At 72.5% G+C, this 16602-nt stretch carries 15 protein-coding genes and 2 tRNA genes; 9 read left to right on the top strand and 8 right to left on the bottom strand.

Going from position 1 to position 16602, the window contains the following annotated elements:
- Positions 1–37 precede the first annotated feature (37 nt).
- The 3 genes from OG386_RS33870 (at position 38) to OG386_RS33860 (ending at position 4480) form a co-directional block, all read left to right on the top strand.
- Positions 38–2233, top strand: a complete 2196-nt coding sequence (locus OG386_RS33870) for an elongation factor G-like protein EF-G2 (RefSeq protein WP_328791216.1) — start codon at positions 38–40, stop codon at positions 2231–2233.
- A 129-nt stretch (positions 2234–2362) separates the two neighbouring features.
- Positions 2363–4042, top strand: coding sequence for a hypothetical protein (locus OG386_RS33865; protein ID WP_328791215.1), 1680 nt, complete (start codon positions 2363–2365; stop codon positions 4040–4042).
- 30 nt (positions 4043–4072) lie between these two features.
- On the top strand, positions 4073–4480 hold the full coding sequence (locus OG386_RS33860; protein ID WP_328791214.1) for a J-domain-containing protein: 408 nt from the start codon (positions 4073–4075) through the stop codon (positions 4478–4480).
- A gap of 34 nt (positions 4481–4514) precedes the next feature.
- On the opposite strand, the gene OG386_RS33855 is transcribed toward OG386_RS33860, so the two are convergent.
- Positions 4515–5075, bottom strand: coding sequence for an HIT family protein (locus OG386_RS33855; RefSeq protein ID WP_030010101.1), 561 nt, complete (start codon positions 5073–5075; stop codon positions 4515–4517).
- 97 nt (positions 5076–5172) lie between these two features.
- The gene (gene thrS / locus OG386_RS33850) at positions 5173–7149 is read right to left on the bottom strand and encodes a threonine--tRNA ligase (RefSeq protein ID WP_266598590.1); all 1977 of its coding nucleotides are present in this window, start codon (positions 7147–7149) and stop codon (positions 5173–5175) included.
- Between the two features lie 241 nt (positions 7150–7390).
- Here thrS and OG386_RS33845 point away from each other — a divergent pair, with 241 nt between their 5' ends.
- Complete coding sequence (locus OG386_RS33845; RefSeq protein WP_328791213.1) at positions 7391–7897, top strand: GNAT family N-acetyltransferase; 507 nt, start codon at positions 7391–7393, stop codon at positions 7895–7897.
- Positions 7898–7907: 10 nt separating this feature from the next.
- A complete protein-coding gene (locus OG386_RS33840) occupies positions 7908–8408 on the top strand; it encodes a DUF4232 domain-containing protein (RefSeq protein WP_328791212.1) in 501 nt (166 codons plus the stop codon).
- 34 nt (positions 8409–8442) lie between these two features.
- Here OG386_RS33840 and OG386_RS33835 read toward each other — a convergent pair whose 3' ends face one another.
- Positions 8443–9648 (bottom strand): hypothetical protein, encoded by a 1206-nt coding sequence (locus tag OG386_RS33835; protein WP_328791211.1) that lies wholly within the window; start codon positions 9646–9648, stop codon positions 8443–8445.
- Entirely contained in the window at positions 9648–10226 is a 579-nt protein-coding gene (locus OG386_RS33830; protein WP_328791210.1) for a DUF4365 domain-containing protein, read from the bottom strand. The genes OG386_RS33835 and OG386_RS33830 overlap by 1 nt, the downstream gene beginning before the upstream one ends.
- Positions 10227–10429: 203 nt before the next feature.
- On the opposite strand from OG386_RS33830, the gene OG386_RS33825 reads away from it, so the two are divergent.
- Entirely contained in the window at positions 10430–11155 is a 726-nt protein-coding gene (locus OG386_RS33825) for a 3'-5' exonuclease (protein WP_327386373.1), read from the top strand.
- A 68-nt stretch (positions 11156–11223) separates the two neighbouring features.
- On the opposite strand, the gene OG386_RS33820 is transcribed toward OG386_RS33825, so the two are convergent.
- A tRNA-Val gene (locus tag OG386_RS33820) sits at positions 11224–11295 on the bottom strand.
- 151 nt (positions 11296–11446) lie between these two features.
- On the opposite strand from OG386_RS33820, the gene OG386_RS33815 reads away from it, so the two are divergent.
- Positions 11447–13786 (top strand): SCO7613 C-terminal domain-containing membrane protein, encoded by a 2340-nt coding sequence (locus OG386_RS33815; RefSeq protein ID WP_328791209.1) that lies wholly within the window; start codon positions 11447–11449, stop codon positions 13784–13786.
- Between the two features lie 49 nt (positions 13787–13835).
- Here OG386_RS33815 and OG386_RS33810 read toward each other — a convergent pair.
- Positions 13836–13907: transfer RNA gene (locus OG386_RS33810), tRNA-Val, on the bottom strand.
- A 46-nt stretch (positions 13908–13953) separates the two neighbouring features.
- The gene (locus OG386_RS33805; protein ID WP_328791208.1) at positions 13954–14436 is read right to left on the bottom strand and encodes a TIGR02611 family protein; all 483 of its coding nucleotides are present in this window, start codon (positions 14434–14436) and stop codon (positions 13954–13956) included.
- A gap of 177 nt (positions 14437–14613) precedes the next feature.
- Between OG386_RS33805 and OG386_RS33800 the strand changes: the two genes are divergently transcribed.
- Both OG386_RS33800 and OG386_RS33795 read left to right on the top strand, forming a co-directional pair.
- A complete protein-coding gene (locus tag OG386_RS33800; RefSeq protein ID WP_030011909.1) occupies positions 14614–15027 on the top strand; it encodes an SsgA family sporulation/cell division regulator in 414 nt (137 codons plus the stop codon).
- Positions 15028–15225: 198 nt separating this feature from the next.
- Positions 15226–15846, top strand: a complete 621-nt coding sequence (locus OG386_RS33795) for a CGNR zinc finger domain-containing protein (protein ID WP_030011910.1) — start codon at positions 15226–15228, stop codon at positions 15844–15846.
- Positions 15847–16060: 214 nt separating this feature from the next.
- Here the strand turns inward: OG386_RS33795 and OG386_RS33790 are convergent, their stop codons facing one another.
- Positions 16061–16513 carry a hypothetical protein gene (locus OG386_RS33790; protein WP_328791207.1) on the bottom strand — a complete coding sequence of 151 codons (453 nt, stop codon included), beginning with the start codon at positions 16511–16513 and terminating at the stop codon, positions 16061–16063.
- Positions 16514–16602: the final 89 nt, after the last annotated feature.

The following is a 16602-nucleotide window of genomic DNA, read 5'->3' as shown; positions in this document are numbered from 1 at the left end:
ACCCTCCTCACCGTCACCACCGGGAGGTACGAGCATCATGGGAGCCACATCACACCAAGCCGGAGCCGCCGGCAGGGCACTGACGGCCGACCGCCCCTCTTCCATTCGGAACGTCGTGCTGGTCGGCCACAGCGGATCCGGCAAGACCACGCTGGTCGAAGCCCTCGCCCTGACCGCAGGAGCGGTCAATCGGGCCGGCCGGGTCGAGGACGGCGCCACCGTCTCCGACTACGACGAGATCGAGCACCGCCGGCAGCGCTCCGTCCAGCTGTCCCTCGTCCCCGTCGAATGGGGCGGAATCAAGATCAATATCCTGGACACCCCCGGATACGCCGACTTCGTCGGGGAACTCAGGGCCGGTCTGCGCGCAGCGGACGCGGCCCTTTTCGTCGTCTCGGCCTCGGACGGGATCGACGGCGCCACCCGCATGGTCTGGGACGAGTGCGAGGCCGTCGGCATGCCCCGCGCCATCGTCGTGACCCACCTGGAGGCCGCCCGCTCCGACTACGCGCAGATGGCCACCGTCTGCGGCGAGATCTTCGGCGCCGACGACCCCGACGCGGTGATCCCCCTCTACCTCCCCCTGCACGGCCCGCCCGGCCCCGACGGGCACTCCCCCGTCACAGGCCTGCTCGGCCTGCTCTCCCGGCGCGTCTACGAGTACGCCTCCGGCGAGCGCGTGGAGCGCGACCCGGACCCGGCCGAGCTCGCCCTCATCACCGACGCCCGCGCCCGGCTCATCGAAGGGATCATCGCCGAGAGCGAGGACGAGAGCCTCATGGACCGCTACCTGGGCGGCGAGGAGATCGACTTCAAGACCCTCGTCGACGACCTGGAGCGGGCGGTCGCGCGCGGCACCTTCCACCCCGTCCTGATGGCCGCCCCCGCCACCGACGGCGCCCGCCAGGGCCTGGGCACCGTGGAGCTCCTGGAACTGGTCACCGGCGGCTTCCCCACCCCCCTGGAGCGCGCCGCCGTCACCGTCACCCGTCCCGACGGCTCCGCCCGCCCGGACGTCACCTGCGATCCCGACGGCTCCCTCGTCGCCGAGGTCGTCAAGACCTCCTCCGACCCCTACGTCGGCCGGGTCTCCCTCGTACGCGTCTTCTCCGGCACCCTGAAGGCCGAGGAGACCGTCCACGTCAGCGGGCACGGCCTCACCGACCGCGGGCACGAGGACCACGACGTCGACGAGCGGGTCGGCACCCTCTCCTCCCCCTTCGGCAAACAGCAGCGCGTCCTCACCCGGTGCATCGCCGGCGACCTGGCCTGCGTGGCCAAACTGACCCGAGCGGAGACCGGCGACACCCTCTCCGCCAAGGACGACCCGCTCCTTATGGCGCCGTGGACCATGCCCGACCCCCTGCTGCCCCTCGCCATCGAGGCGCACAGCAAGGCCGACGAGGACAAGCTGTCCCAGGGCCTGGCCCGGCTCGTCGCCGAGGACCCGACCATGCGGCTGGAGCAGAACCCGCACACCCACCAGGTCGTCCTGTGGTGCCTCGGCGAGGCCCACCAGGACGTCGCCCTGGAGCGGCTGCGCACCCGCTACGGCGTCCAGGTCGACCCCGTCCCGCACAAGGTGAGCCTGCGCGAGACCTTCGGCGCCAAGGCCGCCGGGCGCGGCCGGCACGTCAAACAGTCCGGCGGCCACGGCCAGTTCGCCATCTGCGAGATCGAGGTGGAGCCGCTCCCGCCCGGCAGCGGCGTCGAGTTCGTCGACAAGGTCGTCGGCGGCTCCGTGCCCCGCCAGTTCATCCCGTCGGTGGAGAAGGGCGTACGGACCCAGGCGGCCCGCGGGGTCGCCGCCGGCTACCCGCTGGTCGACGTGCGCATCACCCTCCTCGACGGCAAGGCGCACTCGGTGGACTCCTCCGACGCCGCCTTCCAGACGGCCGGCGCCCTCGCCCTGCGGGAGGCCGCAGCCGAGGCCCGGATCGAGCTCCTCGAACCGGTCGCCGAGCTCGCCGTCATCGTCCCCGACGAGTACGTCGGCCCGGTCATGAGCGACCTGGCGGGCCGCCGCGGCCGCGTCGTGGGCACCGACCAGGCAGCACCGGGGCGCACCCGGGTCCGCGCCGAGATCCCGGAGATCGAGATCGGCCGGTACGCCGTCGAGCTGCGCTCCGTCTCGCACGGCACGGGCCGCTTCGCCCGCGCGTACGCACGCCACGAACCGATGCCGCCGCAGATCGCGGAAAAGGTGCGCGAACAGGCCGAGAAGGGAAGTTGATTGGTGTAGCACAGGGTCGGCCGCCCACCCAACCAGCTTGCGGTGGGCGGCATTTCCCTGTCCCATGACCATGGGGCGAGATCCGCCGATAGGCTCTTCGGCGCACCAAAAGAGCAGGAACGCACAGCGATGGGGGCAGCGGTGGCGGACGACGGATTCGACTTCAGGCCCGGAGCGCAGGTTCCGCTGCAGGGGGGCGGCGGGCAGACGGCGGCGACCAACGCCCTCGCCTCGGCCGCGTACCGGGACGGCGGCAAGGACAGCAAGCTCGAGAAGATACTCACCGCCAACAACGAGAACCACCCGGCGACGATCAAACCGCCGAAGATCTCCCTCTTCGAACCCAGCCTCGGCGAGGCCTTCTGCCGGGCCGTGGAGGCCCGCGCCCTCGGTCCGGGCCGCAAGCCCCTCATCCAGTCCTTCGGTGCCGATCCGCAGACGGTGGTGGAGCACTGCCTGGCCGCCTCGCACATCCGCAAGGAGCGCGACCGCAAGCTCCGGCTGATCATGCTGGTCTGCGGTGTGCTGTTCCTGCCCGGCCTGCTGCTGTGGCTGGGGCTCTTCCAGCTCCGCAAGACCCTGGCCGCCAAGGAGGGCAAGCACAGCTCCTGGATCGGCACCGTGGTCCTGGTCGGCATCGGCGCCGTGGCGGCCCTCCTGATGTTCAAGCTGCCGCTGACCGGCTTCCTCGGCCTGTACGCCCGCGGCATGATCATCGCCCCGGCCCTGGGCTGGCTGCTCGCCCGCCGCACCTGCGAGGCCACCGCCCGGGACCTGCGCGCCCGCTGGGACGGACTGCTGTCGGGCGGCGGGGTCGGCGCGAAGATCCCCGAGGCCGTGCCCGGCAACCCCGACGAGAAGGCGCGCGAGGACCTGCGCCACCAGCTCGCCAAGCTCACCGCGGAGGACCACAGCAACCAGGTCTTCTACGCGGGTCCCAAGGGGATCCTGGGCATGGGCACCCGCTGGGGCAGCTGGCAGATGGCCGAGGAGCTGGCCCCCAAGAGCGAGGGCTTGGAGATCCACCCCTTCCGCAGCTGGGACGTCATACGCGGGATCGACGCCCAGCTCCGCAAGCTGGAGCGGGGCCCCCTGCACACCGGTGGTTTCCCGCCCGCCGCGATCCAGCACTGGATCGTCACGCCGATCGGCGAGGGCGCCGCCGAGGTGGCCCGCCCCACCGGCGAGAACGTGGACGCCTTCCTCATCAAGCCGCACGAGATCACCCGGATCTGCAACGAGCAGCAGTTCAGCGCCGGCAACCGGCACTACCTGGGCATCCAGTACCCGCTCTGGGACGGCCAGCTGGTCATCAACATGCTGGTCACGGTCACCGTGCTCTACAAGACGCTGCGCGTGGACGTCACCGCGCACGCCCTGGGCCCCGTACACGGACTGTTCACCAGCAAGTCCGCGGCTCCGACCGTGGAGGTGCCCAAGAGCATCCGCTTCTGGGAGACCGTGGAGCGCCCGCTGCCGCTGGTGGACGCGCAGGAGGTGGTGCGCCTCGCCGTGCGGGCCCCGCTGACCTGGTACCCGCCGCTCCTCGAATTCTTCGGCGGCAAGCTGGTCCTGCCCGAGCCCTTCGGCCTGCGCCACGTCTGGGCGAGCTCGATGTGGCGGCACCGGTTCATGGCGGACGACGCCCTGCGCACGGTGGCACCGGTCCTGCGGTCGATCCACGCGGCGACCTTCAAGGTGCTGGAGGAGAACGGCGTCGACACCGACCGCTTCACCAACCGCTCCTCGATCATGAGCGGGCTCGTCCAGGAGCCGGCGCCGCGCAAGGCCGACGTCTACGACGCGTAGGTAGGCTGGAGGAACTGCCGAGGAGGGACCATGACCGAGCGCAAGCCACCGGGTGTCAGCTTCGAGTCCTTCGTGGACCGGCAGATCCGACAGGCCACCGAACGGGGCGACTTCGAGAGCCTGCCCGGCTACGGCAAGCCGCTGGCCTCGCTGGACGCGCCCTACGACGAGCAGTGGTGGATCAAGGACAAGCTGCACCGCGAGGGCTTCGCCGTCCTGCCACCGGCGCTCGCGCTGCGCAAGGAGGCCGAGGACGCCGCGGAGAAGGTCCGGGCGGCCCGCTCCGAACGCCAGGTGCGGGACGTCCTCACGGAGATCAACGAGAAGATCGCCGCGGCCCTGCGCAGGCCCCCTCCGGGCCCGCCCCTGGGCCTGACGGAGTTCGACGTCGAGGCCGAAGTGGAGACCTGGCGGCGGAGCCGCCCGGACCGGGCCTGATCGAGCCTGACCGGGCCTGATCAGGAAGGGACCCCTAGTCGACGGGCCAGGCGTCGGCGAGCATCTGGCGGGTGTCCGCCAGGAGTTGGGGCAGCACCTTGGTGTGGCCCACGACCGGCATGAAGTTCGTGTCCCCGCCCCAGCGGGGCACGATGTGCTGGTGCAGGTGCGCGGCGATGCCGGCGCCGGCAGCCGCGCCCTGGTTCATGCCGATGTTGAACCCGTGCGCGCCCGAGGCCTTACGCAGCGCGACCATCGCCCGCTTGGTGAGGTCGGCGAGCTCGGCCGTCTCCGGCCCGTCCAGCTCGGTGTAGTCGGCGACGTGCCGGTACGGGACCACCATCAGGTGGCCGCCGTTGTACGGGTAGAGGTTCAGCACCGCGTACACGTGCCGGCCCCGCGCGACGACCAGGCCGTCCTGGTCGGACATGTCCGGAATCCCGCAGAAGGGACAGCCGTCCCCGGCCTCCGGGCCGGTCGGCTTGTTCTCCCCTTGGATGTAGGCCATCCGGTGGGGCGTCCACAGTCGCTGGAACGCGTCCTGCGTGCCCACACCGATCTGCTGCTCCGGCTGAGTCGTCATGGCGGCAAGCATATGACCTCGGCCTGGCGTACGAAGAAGGCCCCCGGAAAGTGATCACTTCCCGGGGGCCTTCGGGTGCTTCGGGTACTTCGGGTGCCGGATCGGACGATCAGACCTGGACCCGGTCCGCGACGACCTTGGCCAGCTTGGCCAGTGCCTCGTCCTTGGCGATGCCGTTCTCCTGCGAACCGTCGCGGTAGCGGAAGGAGACGGTGCCCGCGGCCATGTCCTCGTCACCGACGATGATCATGAACGGGACCTTGAGCTTCTGGTGGTTGCGGATCTTCTTCTGCATGCGGTCGGAGGAGGCGTCCACCTCGACCCGCAGGCCCTGCTTCTTCGCCGCCGCGGCGAACTCCTGCAGGTACTCGACGTGCCCGTCGCCGATCGGGATGCCGACCGCCTGGACCGGGGCCAGCCACGGCGGCATGGCGCCCGCGTAGTGCTCCAGCAGCACGGCGAAGAACCGCTCGATCGAGCCGAACAGCGCGCGGTGGATCATGACCGGCCGCTGGCGGGAGCCGTCGGGCGCGGTGTACTCCAGGTTGAAGCGCTCCGGCAGGTTGAAGTCGAGCTGCACGGTCGACATCTGCCAGGTGCGGCCGATGGCGTCCTTGCACTGCACCGAGATCTTCGGACCGTAGAAGGCGGCGCCGCCCGGGTCCGGGACCAGCGGGAGGCCCTGCTTCTCGGCGACCTGCGCGAGGACGGCGGTCGCCTCCTCCCAGGCCTCGTCCGAGCCGACGAACTTCTCCGGGTCCTTGGTGGACAGCTCCAGGTAGAAGTCGGTCAGACCGTAGTCGCGCAGCAGGTTGAGCACGAAGGTGAGGGTCGTGTCGAGCTCCTCCGCCATCTGCTCGCGGGTGCAGTAGATGTGCGCGTCGTCCTGGGTGAAGCCGCGGGCGCGGGTCAGTCCGTGGACGACACCCGACTTCTCGTACCGGTACACGGTGCCGAACTCGAACAGGCGCAGCGGCAGCTCGCGGTAGGAGCGGCCGCGCGCGTCGAAGATCAGGTTGTGCATCGGGCAGTTCATGGGCTTGAGGTAGTAGTCGGTACCACCGTCGAGCTGCATGGGGGGGTACATGCCCTCCGCGTACCAGTCCAGGTGGCCGCTCTTCTCGAAGAGGGCGCCCTTGGTGGCGTGCGGGGAGTAGACGAACTCGTAGCCCTCCTCCTCGTGCCGCTTGCGCGAGTAGTCCTCCATCACCCGGCGGATGATGCCGCCGCGCGGGTGGAAGACGGCGAGGCCGGAGCCGATCTCGTCCGGGATGGAGAAGAGGTCGAGCTCGTTGCCGAGCTTGCGGTGGTCGCGCTTCTCGGCCTCGGCGAGGAAGTCGAGGTGGGCCTTCAGCTCTTCCTTCGACGGCCACGCGGTGCCGTAGATGCGCTGGAGCATCGGGTTCTTCTCGCTGCCGCGCCAGTAGGCGGCCGCGTTGCGCATGAGCTTGAACGCCGGGATGTTGCGGGTGGTGGGCAGGTGGGGACCGCGGCAGAGGTCCTTCCAGCACAGGTCGCCGGTCTTCGCGTCCAGGTTGTCGTAGATGGTCAGCTCGCCGCCGCCCACCTCGACGTTCGCACCGTCGTCGGTGGACGCGGAGCCCTTGATGCCGATGAGTTCCAGCTTGTACGGCTCGTCGGCGAGCTCCTCGCGGGCCGCCTCGTCGGTGACCACGCGGCGGGAGAACTTCTGGCCGCGCTTCTGGATCTCCTGCATCTTCTTCTCGATGGCCTTGAGGTCATCGGGGGTGAAGGGGCGGGCGACGTCGAAGTCGTAGTAGAAGCCGTTCTGGACCGGCGGGCCGATGCCCAGCTTGGCCTCGGGGAAGAGCTCCTGCACGGCCTGGGCCATGACGTGCGCGGTCGAGTGGCGCAGGATGTTCAGGCCGTCCTCGGAGGAGATCTCCACCGGTTCGACGGTCTCGCCGTCCTGCACCTCGTACGCGAGGTCCTTGAGCTCGCCGGCGATGCGCGCGGCGACGATGGTGCGCTCGCCGGCGAAGAGCTCCGCCGCCGTAGTGCCCGTGGCCACCACGCGCTCGTCCCGCTCGGAATCGCGTTGGATGATCACACGGACGTCTGACACCGGTCTCTCCTGACTCAGGGGGTGCGCGGGCGAACGCCGCGCGCCTGAATCGTACCGAGCGGAGCGGCCGCGCCGCTAAACGGTTACCGCCCGGGCCTGCTCAGCGGGTCCCCCGTGCCCGGGGACCGACGCGGGCGGACCCGTGGGGCGCGGCGCCGGGGCGTCCCCCCGGCCCCGGTGTGCCCGCCGCCCACCCGAAACTCCGGGCCGATCGGCGCGGGCCGCGGGTAGCGTGGCGGGCATGCCGCACATACGTCCACTGGACTTGACCGACGACGCCACCGCGGTGGCCGTGCACCGGATCGGGCGGGCCGCCTACGCGGTGGAGGCGGAGCTGATCGGCTTCGACGGCATCCCGGCGCTGGGCGAGAGCCTCGCCGAGATGAGGGTCCGGCCCCTGAACTGGGTGGGCGCCGTCGCCGAGGACGGTGTTCCGGCCGGCTTCCTCGCCTGGGAGGAGGCCGACGGCGTCGTGTGCATCGACCGGCTGTGCGTGGACCCGGCCCGGTTCCGGCAGGGTGTCGCCTCCCTGCTGCTGCGCCACGCCCTGACCGAGCTGTTCCCGGGCCGGCAGGTCGAGGTCACCACGGGCGCGGCGAACGCCCCCGCAGTGACCTTGTACGAACGCCTGGGCTTCACCCGCGGCCTCGACTTCTCCCCCGTCCCCGGGCTGGTCATGGCCTCCTTCGGCCGGGCCGCCACCGGCACCTCGTGGGATGGTGGAAGAGGATCTTCCGACCTGGCATGAGGTGACACCCATGAGCGTGACCAGGAAGGCGGCCGCCCTGGGCGCCGCGACGGCCCTACTGGCGGGCGGACTGCTCGTCGGCACCCCCGCAGTGGCCGCACCGGCTCCCGCGTGCACCGGGGACCTGCTCTCGGACTCGGGCGCGGAGCGGCCCGACACCACGCACGTGCGGTTCACCGTGGTCAACAACGGCCCGACCTGTCAGCTGCAGGGCTTCCCGACGGTCGCCCTCGCGGGCCAGGGCTCTCCGGACCAGAACGAGCCGCTGCGCGTCGTCCCCCGGGGCGAGGCCCGGCCGGTGCTGCTGTCCCTGGGCGAGAGCGCCTCGACGGTCTTGACCTTCACCCCGGTCCTCGGCGAGGCGGACGGCTTCTGCGCCTCCGGCGCCGACCCGACCGTCGCCCCCACACTGGTGATCGGCGTCGCGGGCACGGGCTTCCAGGTGGCCCCCTCCGACGGCGGCCAGTTCGCCCTGTGCGGCGACACGGTCCGCGCCACCGCCTTCCGTTAAGTCATCTCGTCATCTAGTCATCCAGTCGTCTCGTCTAGTCGTCAGAGGGCAGCACGTCCTCCGGGTCGAAGGCCGCGTCCAGGGACTTCATCAGCCGGTCCCGCTCGACCTCGTCCATCGGTACCGGCGTCACGTCCGCCGCGTCGGACAGCCGCCGGAAGCCGCCGCGGCGTTGCAGTCGGCCGGTGAGCCGGACCGGCAGGCCCACCAGGTGGGCGTGGCCCGCGATGCGGTACGCCTCCTCGTCGAGGGCCGCCCGGACGTACGGGACCTCCGCCCCGGCCAGCACCCGCAGCCGTACGGTCCCGCCTCCCCCGGCGGCCTTGCGCCGCATCCGCACCACGGCCCCGGCGAGCCGGACCGGTACGGCAGGTTCCGCGCGGGTGTAGCGGGCGGCGGCATCCCGCAGCACGGGGAGGTCGCCCGGGGAGAACTCCACCGGCTCGGGGCGGGCCGCGCAGCCCGCCGGGACCCCGGCCGCCGGCGCCCAGGCCAGTGTGATCCGGGCGCCCTCCGAGCCCCGGACCAGGGCGATGAGCGCTTCGGCGAGTTCCCGGCTGACCCCGGCGGCCACCGCCGCGTCGAAGGCTTCCATGCCGCCGGTGGCCCGCTGGTAGTCCACCGCCTCGCGGGCCGCGTGCAGGGCGTGGTGCAGCCGGGTCACCGGTCCCCGGCCGCCGTCCACGGGAACGTACGCGGTCAGCCGGCGCCCGCCCGGGGAGGGTCCCACCAGGACCCCGTCCAAGGTGCGCTCGGCCTGCGCCTGGTGCCGGGCCCCGTAGTAGCCGGCCCGGGCCCGGTCGGCGAGGGCCCCCGCGAGCAGGAGCCGGCGGGCGGCCGAGCGCAGCTGTTCCTGCACGGGCCAGGAGGCCTCGCCCTGGTACCCGTAGGGCCCCTCCGGGATCTCCCGCTCCCAGCGGATCTCGTCGCTGGGCACGCTCAGCCCGAGGAGCACCTCGCGCGCCGAGGGCAGTCCGCCGTGCGCGAGGGCGGTGAGCGCCTCCTCCAGCAGGTCCGTGCAGTCGGGGAAGGTGCGGCTCTCGGGGACGAGCAGGCTGGTGCCCGGGCGGCCGGGCGGGGTCCAGCGGCCGTACCGGCCGGCCGCGCCGCCGCGCCGCAGCCATCCGTGCCGGTGCAGCAGCGCTCCCAGTACTTGCGGGTCGACCTGTGCGGGATCGGGACCGCCCGGGGCGTACCGCGGGGACGGGAGCGGTTCGAGGTGCGGTGAGTGCAGGTTCATCAGGGTGTCCCTCCCGACCCGACCCGGGTCATGATCTCGCACAGCGCACGGTCGTCGAAGATCCGCGTGGTCGGGATCCGTACGGTGGTGCGGCGCCGGCCGGTCACGGGGTGTCCGGCGAGGTTGGTCCAGTAGCAGCAGTGCCTCAGGTCGAGCCGGTCGTGTCCGGCGGCGAGCCACTGCTCGCGGTCCCGCGGTACGAGCATCACGACGAGGATCTTGTGGACGGCGACGGGCGTCCGGGCCAGCTTCACCAGGTGCTCGTTGTCGAGGGTGAACCCGAAGGTGGCCCCGGCCGGCCGCGGCGGTATCTGGTAGGTCGCCTTGAGCTGCACCTTGATGGTGACCTCGTCGTCGACGACGTGTTCGGGCGCTCCGTGGGAGACGTGCCAGTCGATGCCGTTGTCGGGGAAGGGCTGGGAGAGCGAGCACCCGGCGGCGGCCGCGACGGCGTGCAGGTATCCCACCTGGAGGGTCTCCATGCAGGCGGTGGTGGCGAGGGTGCCGCGCAGGGCTCCGGTCCGCGGACCCGTCCCCTCGTGGAGCACCCCGCCCGGTTCGGGCTGTGTGAGCGCCATGGCCGGCTCCCCCGTGCCTTGCGGGCTCTGTTGCGAGCGGTGCTGGGTGACGACCGGTCATGCGTACGGCCCCCCAAGGAAGTTGTCTCCGCACCCGAGTGCCTGCAAACGGCGTACGGGGCAAACAGCCCGGGTATCACCGATGCGGCGGGGCTGGAGTGTTCAGGAAGCTCCATCCGCCGCTCGGGGACGAGGAGTTCGCCATGACACGCTGGTACGAGGGCCCGCTGGCCGCATTCGACACGGAGACCACCGGGGTGGACGTCGAGCAGGACCGGATCGTGTCCGCCGCGCTCATCGTCCAGGAGTGTGCGGGCGGCCGGGTCCGCAGCACGCGCTGGCTGGTCAATCCCGGGATTCCGGTGCCCCCGGGCGCTACGGAAGTGCACGGGCTGACCGACGAACACCTGCAGCGTCACGGGCGCTGGCCGGCGCCGGTGGTGGAGGAGATAGCCCGGGCGCTCGGGGAGCAGCAGGTGGCGGGCCGGCCGGTGGTGGTGATGAACGCGCCGTTCGACCTGACGCTGCTGGACCGGGAGTTGCGCCGGCACCGGGCGTCCTCGCTGTCGCGGTACCTGGACGACCGGCCGTTGACGGTGTTGGACCCGCGGGTGCTGGACAAGCACCTGGACCGCTACCGCAAGGGCCGCCGGACGCTGACGGACCTGTGCGCGCACTACGGGATCGAGCTGGAGGGCGCGCACGACGCGGCGGCGGACGCGATGGCCTCGCTGGAGCTCGTCCGGGCGGTGGGGCGGCGGTTCGCGGCGCGGCTGGAGCGGCTGACGCCGGCCGAGCTGCACACGCTGCAGGCGGTGTGGCACGCGGCGCAGGCGCGAGGTCTGCAGGCGTGGTTCGCGCGCCAGGGGACGCCGGAGCCGGTGGACCCGCACTGGCCGCTGCGGCCGGACCTGTCGACGGCGGCGTAGGGGCGGTGCGCGAAGGTCCCCGAACGTGCGGAAGGCCGGTCCGTCAGTGACGGACCGGCCTGTCCCGGTGGGCGATACTGGGATCGAACCAGTGACCCCTTCGGTGTGAACGAAGTGCTCTCCCGCTGAGCTAATCGCCCGGGAACGGACTGAACAATACAGAAGGCTCGGGGCTGGTTCAAACCGCTTCTCCCGAAGGGGCCCCCGGGCCGTACGTCAGGTACCTACTCAGGGCGCATCTGAGTACGCACGCCCATGTCCTGACTGCGTGACCGCCGCCACACTCCGCATATGAACACGCCTCTGCCGCCCGCCGAAGAGCTGGCGCTCATCGACCGCGAGCTGGCCCAACTCGATGCCCGGCGGCTGTACTTGCTGGGCCGCCGGGACTGGCTGCTGCGCCTGCTGCTCCCGTCCGGCGGCGCGCCCGCCCCGGTCCGCTGGGGCTCGGCCGCGACCGGCGGGACCGCCGGCCCCTCGAAGGAGGCCTCCGCGCCGAGCGCGCAGAACGTGCTGCTCACCCTGGGCGCCGTGCTGCTGGCGGTCGCGGCGCTCGCGTTCACGCTGGTCAGCTGGGGGTCCATGGGGATCGCCGGACGTTCGGCGGTGCTCGCCGCGGTGACGGCGGCGGCGCTCGGCACGCCCGTGCTCCTGCTGCGCCGCGGGCTGCGGTCGACGGCGGAGTCGGTCGCGGCGGTCGGCCTGCTGCTGACGGTGCTCGATGCGTACGCGCTGTACGCGGTCGGCATGCCGGACACGAACGGCACCGGTTACGCGGCGGGGGCGGCCGCCGTGCTGGCGGCCGCGTGGGCCGGCTACGGCTCGGGGCTGCGGAAGCTGCGGATCCCGCTGCCGGCCGCGGTGCTGGCGGCGCAGTTCGCACTGCCGCTGGCCGCGCTGGCCGTACGGCCGGGCCCGCAGGCGCTCGGCTGGGCACTGCTGGCGACGGCGGTGCTGGATGCGACGCTCGCCCTGAAGGTCAGGGCGGCGGCGGTCCCGGCGGCGGTGACGGGCGCGGGCGCGCTGCTGATCGGGGCGGCCCAGTCGTGGTCGGCCGGGTCGACGGCGCAGGCCCTGGCCCCGGCGGCGCTGCTGCTGGCGGGCGCGGCCCTCGGGGTGGCGGTGGCCTGGCGGGAGCCGCGCGCCTCGGCCGCGGCACTGACGGGCGCCCTGGCGGCGGTGGCCGGCCTGGGCGGGGTGGCCCGGCCGGCCTTGGACCCGGCGTGGACGGTACTGGTGCACCTGCTGCTGGCGCTGCCGCTGCTGGCGGCGGTACGGGCCGCCGCGCTCCCGGCGGCGGTCCGGCGCGGGTCGGCGCGGGCCGGGGCCGCGGTGGCGTCCCTGGCGGTGCTGTCGGCGGGTGCCGCGGTGGCCGCGACCCTGGCGGCCCGGCTGCGGGTGCTGGGTGAGGTGTGGGCGGCGACGACCCCGGAGCGGGATCCGTACGGGTCGGGGGCCGCGACCGTACTGACCCTGCTGGTCGCGGCCGGAGCGGCCTGGTGGCTCGCGCGGGCGCTGTCCCGGCCGGAGCCGATGGCGGTGGCGGTGGCCTCGGCCTGGGCGGGGCTCTTCACGGCCCCGGTGCTGCTCGGGTTCCCGGTGGCGGCGGTGTTCGCCGCCCAGCTGGCGGTCACGGGCGCGGCGGGCGCACTCGCCCTGCGCTCCCCGGCGCGCGGGGCCCGGACCGCGGCCGCCGTGTGCACGCTGACGGGCGCCGCGAACGTGTCCCTGGGCGCGCTGGACGGCCGGGCGGCGACCTTCGCGGTCTGGGGGCTGCTGGGCGCGGGCTGCGCGGCGGCAGCGGCGTACGGGCCGGCTCCGCGCCCGGTCCGGGCCGGGGCGGCCGTGTGCGCGGTCGGGTACGCCACGGGCGTCCTGGTGGCCGCGGGAGCGGTCTCGGACCTGGCGGTGGTGTGGTGGGCGCTGCCGGTGCTCGCGGTGCCGGCGCTGGCGGCGGCCCTCGGGCCGCGGCTGGACGGGGTCCGGCTGCCCGTCGAGATCGCGGCGGCCGTGGCGGGCGCAGTGGCGGTGGGCCTGTCGGCCGGACGGGCCGGAACCCTGGCGCTGGTCCTGGCGCTGTTCGCGGTGGTCTGCGCGGGCGCCGCGGTGCGCCCGGACCGGCGGGTGCTGGGCTGGGCGGCGGGCGCGCTGTTCGCGGCGGCGACCTGGGTGCGGCTGGCCGAGGCCGGGGTGAGCGCACCGGAGGCCTACGCGCTGCCGGTGACGGTGCCCGCCCTCGTGGTCGGTCTGCTGCGGCGGCGCCGGGACCCGGGGGCCTCGTCCTGGACGGCGTACGGCCCGGGCCTGGCGGCGACGCTGGTGCCGAGCCTGCTGGCCGCCTGGGGGGACGCGGGCTGGCTGCGCCCGCTGCTGCTGGGGACGGCCGCGCTGGTGGTGACCCTGCTGGGCGCCCGGTGGCGGCTCCAGGCTCCGCTCCTGCTCGGCGGGGCCGTGCTGGCGGCGGTGGCGGTGCACGAGCTGGCCCCGTACGTGGTGCAGGTCGCGGGTGCGCTCCCGCGCTGGGTGCCGCCGGCCCTGGCGGGCCTGCTGCTGCTGGCGGTGGGGGCGACGTACGAGCGGCGGCTGCGTGACGCCCGCCGGCTGCGGGCCGCGATCGGCCGGCTCCGGTGAAACGCCGGAGGCCCGGAGACTGTGACAGTCTCCGGGCCTCTGGTCCGGGTGGGCGATACTGGGTTCGAACCAGTGACCCCTTCGGTGTGAACGAAGTGCTCTCCCACTGAGCTAATCGCCCGGACGCACCGCAAACATTACCGCATGTCAGCGGTGCTCCTTGACCATCACTGGTCCTTGAGGTTCCAGGGCAGGACGAGCCCGTACTTCCACAGGTAGAAACCGATCAGCGCGCCCGCGATGACGAGCCCCACGCTGGTCAGGATGATGTTGCGACGGCGGACCTTCGGGTCGAGCGCCTTCTGTGCGGCCTCGGTGACCTTCCGCTTGGTCCAGCGCAGCACGAGGTGGGCCCAGGCGAACTCGGTGGCCCAGATCGCCAGACCCGCGAAGATCGCGACCCAGCCGGGGCCGGGCAGCACGAGCATCGCGACGCCCGCGGCGATCACGGCGAGGCCGACGATGAAGACGCCGACCTGCCAGCTCAGGTGCAGGCTCTTGTTCGACTTGATGAAGGCCGGGGCCTTCGATACGTGCGGCGCCTGCGCGCCGGCCTCCGCGGTCTCGTCCGCGGCCGGTCCGGTGGCGGCTTCCGTGGTGGCTTCGTCAGCGGCGGACCCTTGGGTTCCGCGGTCACTCCCCGTATTCATGGACCCGAATCTACCGGAGCTCGATGCACACGGGAATGCGGGTTTGGATCCGCCGTCCGAGGGACCCAGAGGTCCGCAAAACGGTCAGAGGGGTTTACAACGGCACCGTAGGTGGCATGTCGATTTCGCCGACGTGCGAATCCCCGAGCGCACACTGAGCGAAAGGCCCTGGCGCTTATGAACACCACGGTCAGCTGCGAGCTGCACCTGCGCCTCGTTGTGTCGAGCGAGTCCTCACTGCCTGTTCCCGCGGGCCTGCGGTATGACACGGCCGACCCCTACGCCGTGCACGCCACCTTCCACACCGGCGCCGAGGAGACGGTCGAATGGGTGTTCGCCCGCGACCTCCTCGCGGAGGGTCTCCACCGGCCCACCGGTACCGGCGACGTCCGCGTCTGGCCGTCCCGCAGCCACGGTCAGGGCGTCGTCTGCATCGCCCTGAGCTCACCGGAGGGAGAAGCGCTGCTCGAAGCACCCGCCCGAGCACTCGAGTCGTTCCTCAAGCGGACGGACGCCGCGGTTCCACCCGGGACCGAGCACCGGCACTTCGACCTCGACAAGGAGCTCTCCCACATCCTGGCCGAAAGCTGAGCCAGGCCTACAGCCGCTCGACACCGTCCGACTCGGGGCGACGGTGTGGGCTGGACAACCACATACGGCAGTGCCGGCGCTGTTCCCGCGGAAGCCACCCGCGAGGACAGCGCCGGCGTGCTGTTCGGGACCCGCTATTGTCGGGCGGCAGCGGCGACGGCTCCCGTCGTCGCAGGCCCGGCCCCTGAGGGAGACCCCGTGCAGATCCCCCACGACACCCGTCGCGCGCTCGACGTCGTCGTCGCGCTGGTGAACACCGCGGCCGAGGCCGACCAGCCCGACGGGCTCTCGGACATCGGCGAGCTACGCGGATTCGTCCAGGAGTACTCGATCAGCGACGTCGGCGAGCTCAGCGCCCGCGACCTGGCCGGCGTCCGGACCGTGCGCGGAAAGTTCGCCCAGGTCTTCGCCTCCCCGAACCCGCGTGCGGCTTCCATACTGATCAACGAGCTCGTGGCCACCGCCGGCACCACTCCGCAGCTGACCGACCACGACGGCTACGACTGGCACGTGCACTACTTCGCGCCGGGCGCGTCGGTGGGCGACCACCTGGCGGCCGACGGCGGCATGGCGCTGGCCTTCATCGTGGTCTCCGGCGAACAGGAACGGCTGCGCCGCTGCGAGGCCCCGGACTGTCGACGGGCCTTCGTCGACCTGTCCCGCAACCGCTCCCGGCGCTACTGCGACAGCCGGACCTGCGGGAACCGGCTGCACGTGGCGGCGTACCGGGCCCGGCGCAAGGAGGCCGACGCGGAGGCGTCAGAGCAGGAAGAGATCGTGCACGGCGGCGAGCAGCAGCAGGATGCCGATCACCGCTAGGAAGATCATCAGGGGTGGTTGGGAGAGCGCGAAGAGACAGCCTCGCGGCTCCTCCACTGCAGGGGCGGGTACCGGCGGGTCACCGTGCGATGTCTCGAACATGTCGGGGCGATGATGGCGCAGCGCACCACCGACCGGCCCTCAACACGCCAACATCCGGGCGGGAGTTCGCTCGATCTTGTGATCGAGGCCCGGTCCGGGCCGGATCCCGTGCTCAGATCCCGTGCTTCTTGAGGATGGCCTCGATGTCGGAGAAGTCCTCTGCGGGAGCGGCGGACCGGGGCGCCGAACCGGCCCGGGCAGCGCCCAGGGACGGTGCGGAAGCGGCCGGGGCGACGGCCCCGGCGGCCGGGCTCCCCTTGACCTTCTTCTTCGGCTTCCCGTGTTCTCCGGGCTCCTCGGACGCGGCGAGGCCGCGGCGTTCGATGGCGCGGGTGGTCATGAAGAGCAGCCAGGACACCCCCAACAGCCCGAAGCCGGCCCAGACGGTCGGGTTGAAGACCATCCCGGACACCCACTCCACGAACCCCGTCATCACCAGGGCGACCGGCACGAGCGCGTACGCGGTGATCCGTGCGGCAGCGAGGAAGCGCTTGCGGTAGGCGGTGACCGCGGCGATGCCCAGGCCCGCCACTGACACCGCGGAGCAAATGGTCTCGGCAAGCATGCGGTCCTCCGGACTCTCGGCGACTGACTGGGCGATCTGTCCCTATCCATCCTGCACCGGCCGCCGCCGCGGCGGCCAGGTCCCGGGCC

This window comes from Streptomyces sp. NBC_00273 (assembly GCF_036178145.1).
In the GTDB taxonomy this organism is placed as follows: Bacteria; Actinomycetota; Actinomycetes; order Streptomycetales; family Streptomycetaceae; genus Streptomyces.
Note: the sequence above shows the minus strand (reverse complement) of the source record. Positions and strands in the feature narration are given on the sequence as shown.

Coding starts and splice junctions, on each gene's coding strand:
- OG386_RS33860 (WP_328791214.1), top strand. CDS start 4,073: ATGACCGAGCGCAAGCCACCGGGTGTCAGCTTCGAGTCCTTCGTGGAC.
- OG386_RS33835 (WP_328791211.1), bottom strand. CDS start 9,648: ATGAACCTGCACTCACCGCACCTCGAACCGCTCCCGTCCCCGCGGTAC.
- OG386_RS33855 (WP_030010101.1), bottom strand. CDS start 5,075: ATGCTTGCCGCCATGACGACTCAGCCGGAGCAGCAGATCGGTGTGGGC.
- OG386_RS33800 (WP_030011909.1), top strand. CDS start 14,614: ATGAACACCACGGTCAGCTGCGAGCTGCACCTGCGCCTCGTTGTGTCG.
- OG386_RS33840 (WP_328791212.1), top strand. CDS start 7,908: ATGAGCGTGACCAGGAAGGCGGCCGCCCTGGGCGCCGCGACGGCCCTA.
- OG386_RS33825 (WP_327386373.1), top strand. CDS start 10,430: ATGACACGCTGGTACGAGGGCCCGCTGGCCGCATTCGACACGGAGACC.
- OG386_RS33830 (WP_328791210.1), bottom strand. CDS start 10,226: ATGGCGCTCACACAGCCCGAACCGGGCGGGGTGCTCCACGAGGGGACG.
- OG386_RS33845 (WP_328791213.1), top strand. CDS start 7,391: ATGCCGCACATACGTCCACTGGACTTGACCGACGACGCCACCGCGGTG.
- OG386_RS33805 (WP_328791208.1), bottom strand. CDS start 14,436: ATGAATACGGGGAGTGACCGCGGAACCCAAGGGTCCGCCGCTGACGAA.
- OG386_RS33815 (WP_328791209.1), top strand. CDS start 11,447: ATGAACACGCCTCTGCCGCCCGCCGAAGAGCTGGCGCTCATCGACCGC.
- OG386_RS33865 (WP_328791215.1), top strand. CDS start 2,363: ATGGGGGCAGCGGTGGCGGACGACGGATTCGACTTCAGGCCCGGAGCG.
- OG386_RS33870 (WP_328791216.1), top strand. CDS start 38: ATGGGAGCCACATCACACCAAGCCGGAGCCGCCGGCAGGGCACTGACG.
- OG386_RS33790 (WP_328791207.1), bottom strand. CDS start 16,513: ATGCTTGCCGAGACCATTTGCTCCGCGGTGTCAGTGGCGGGCCTGGGC.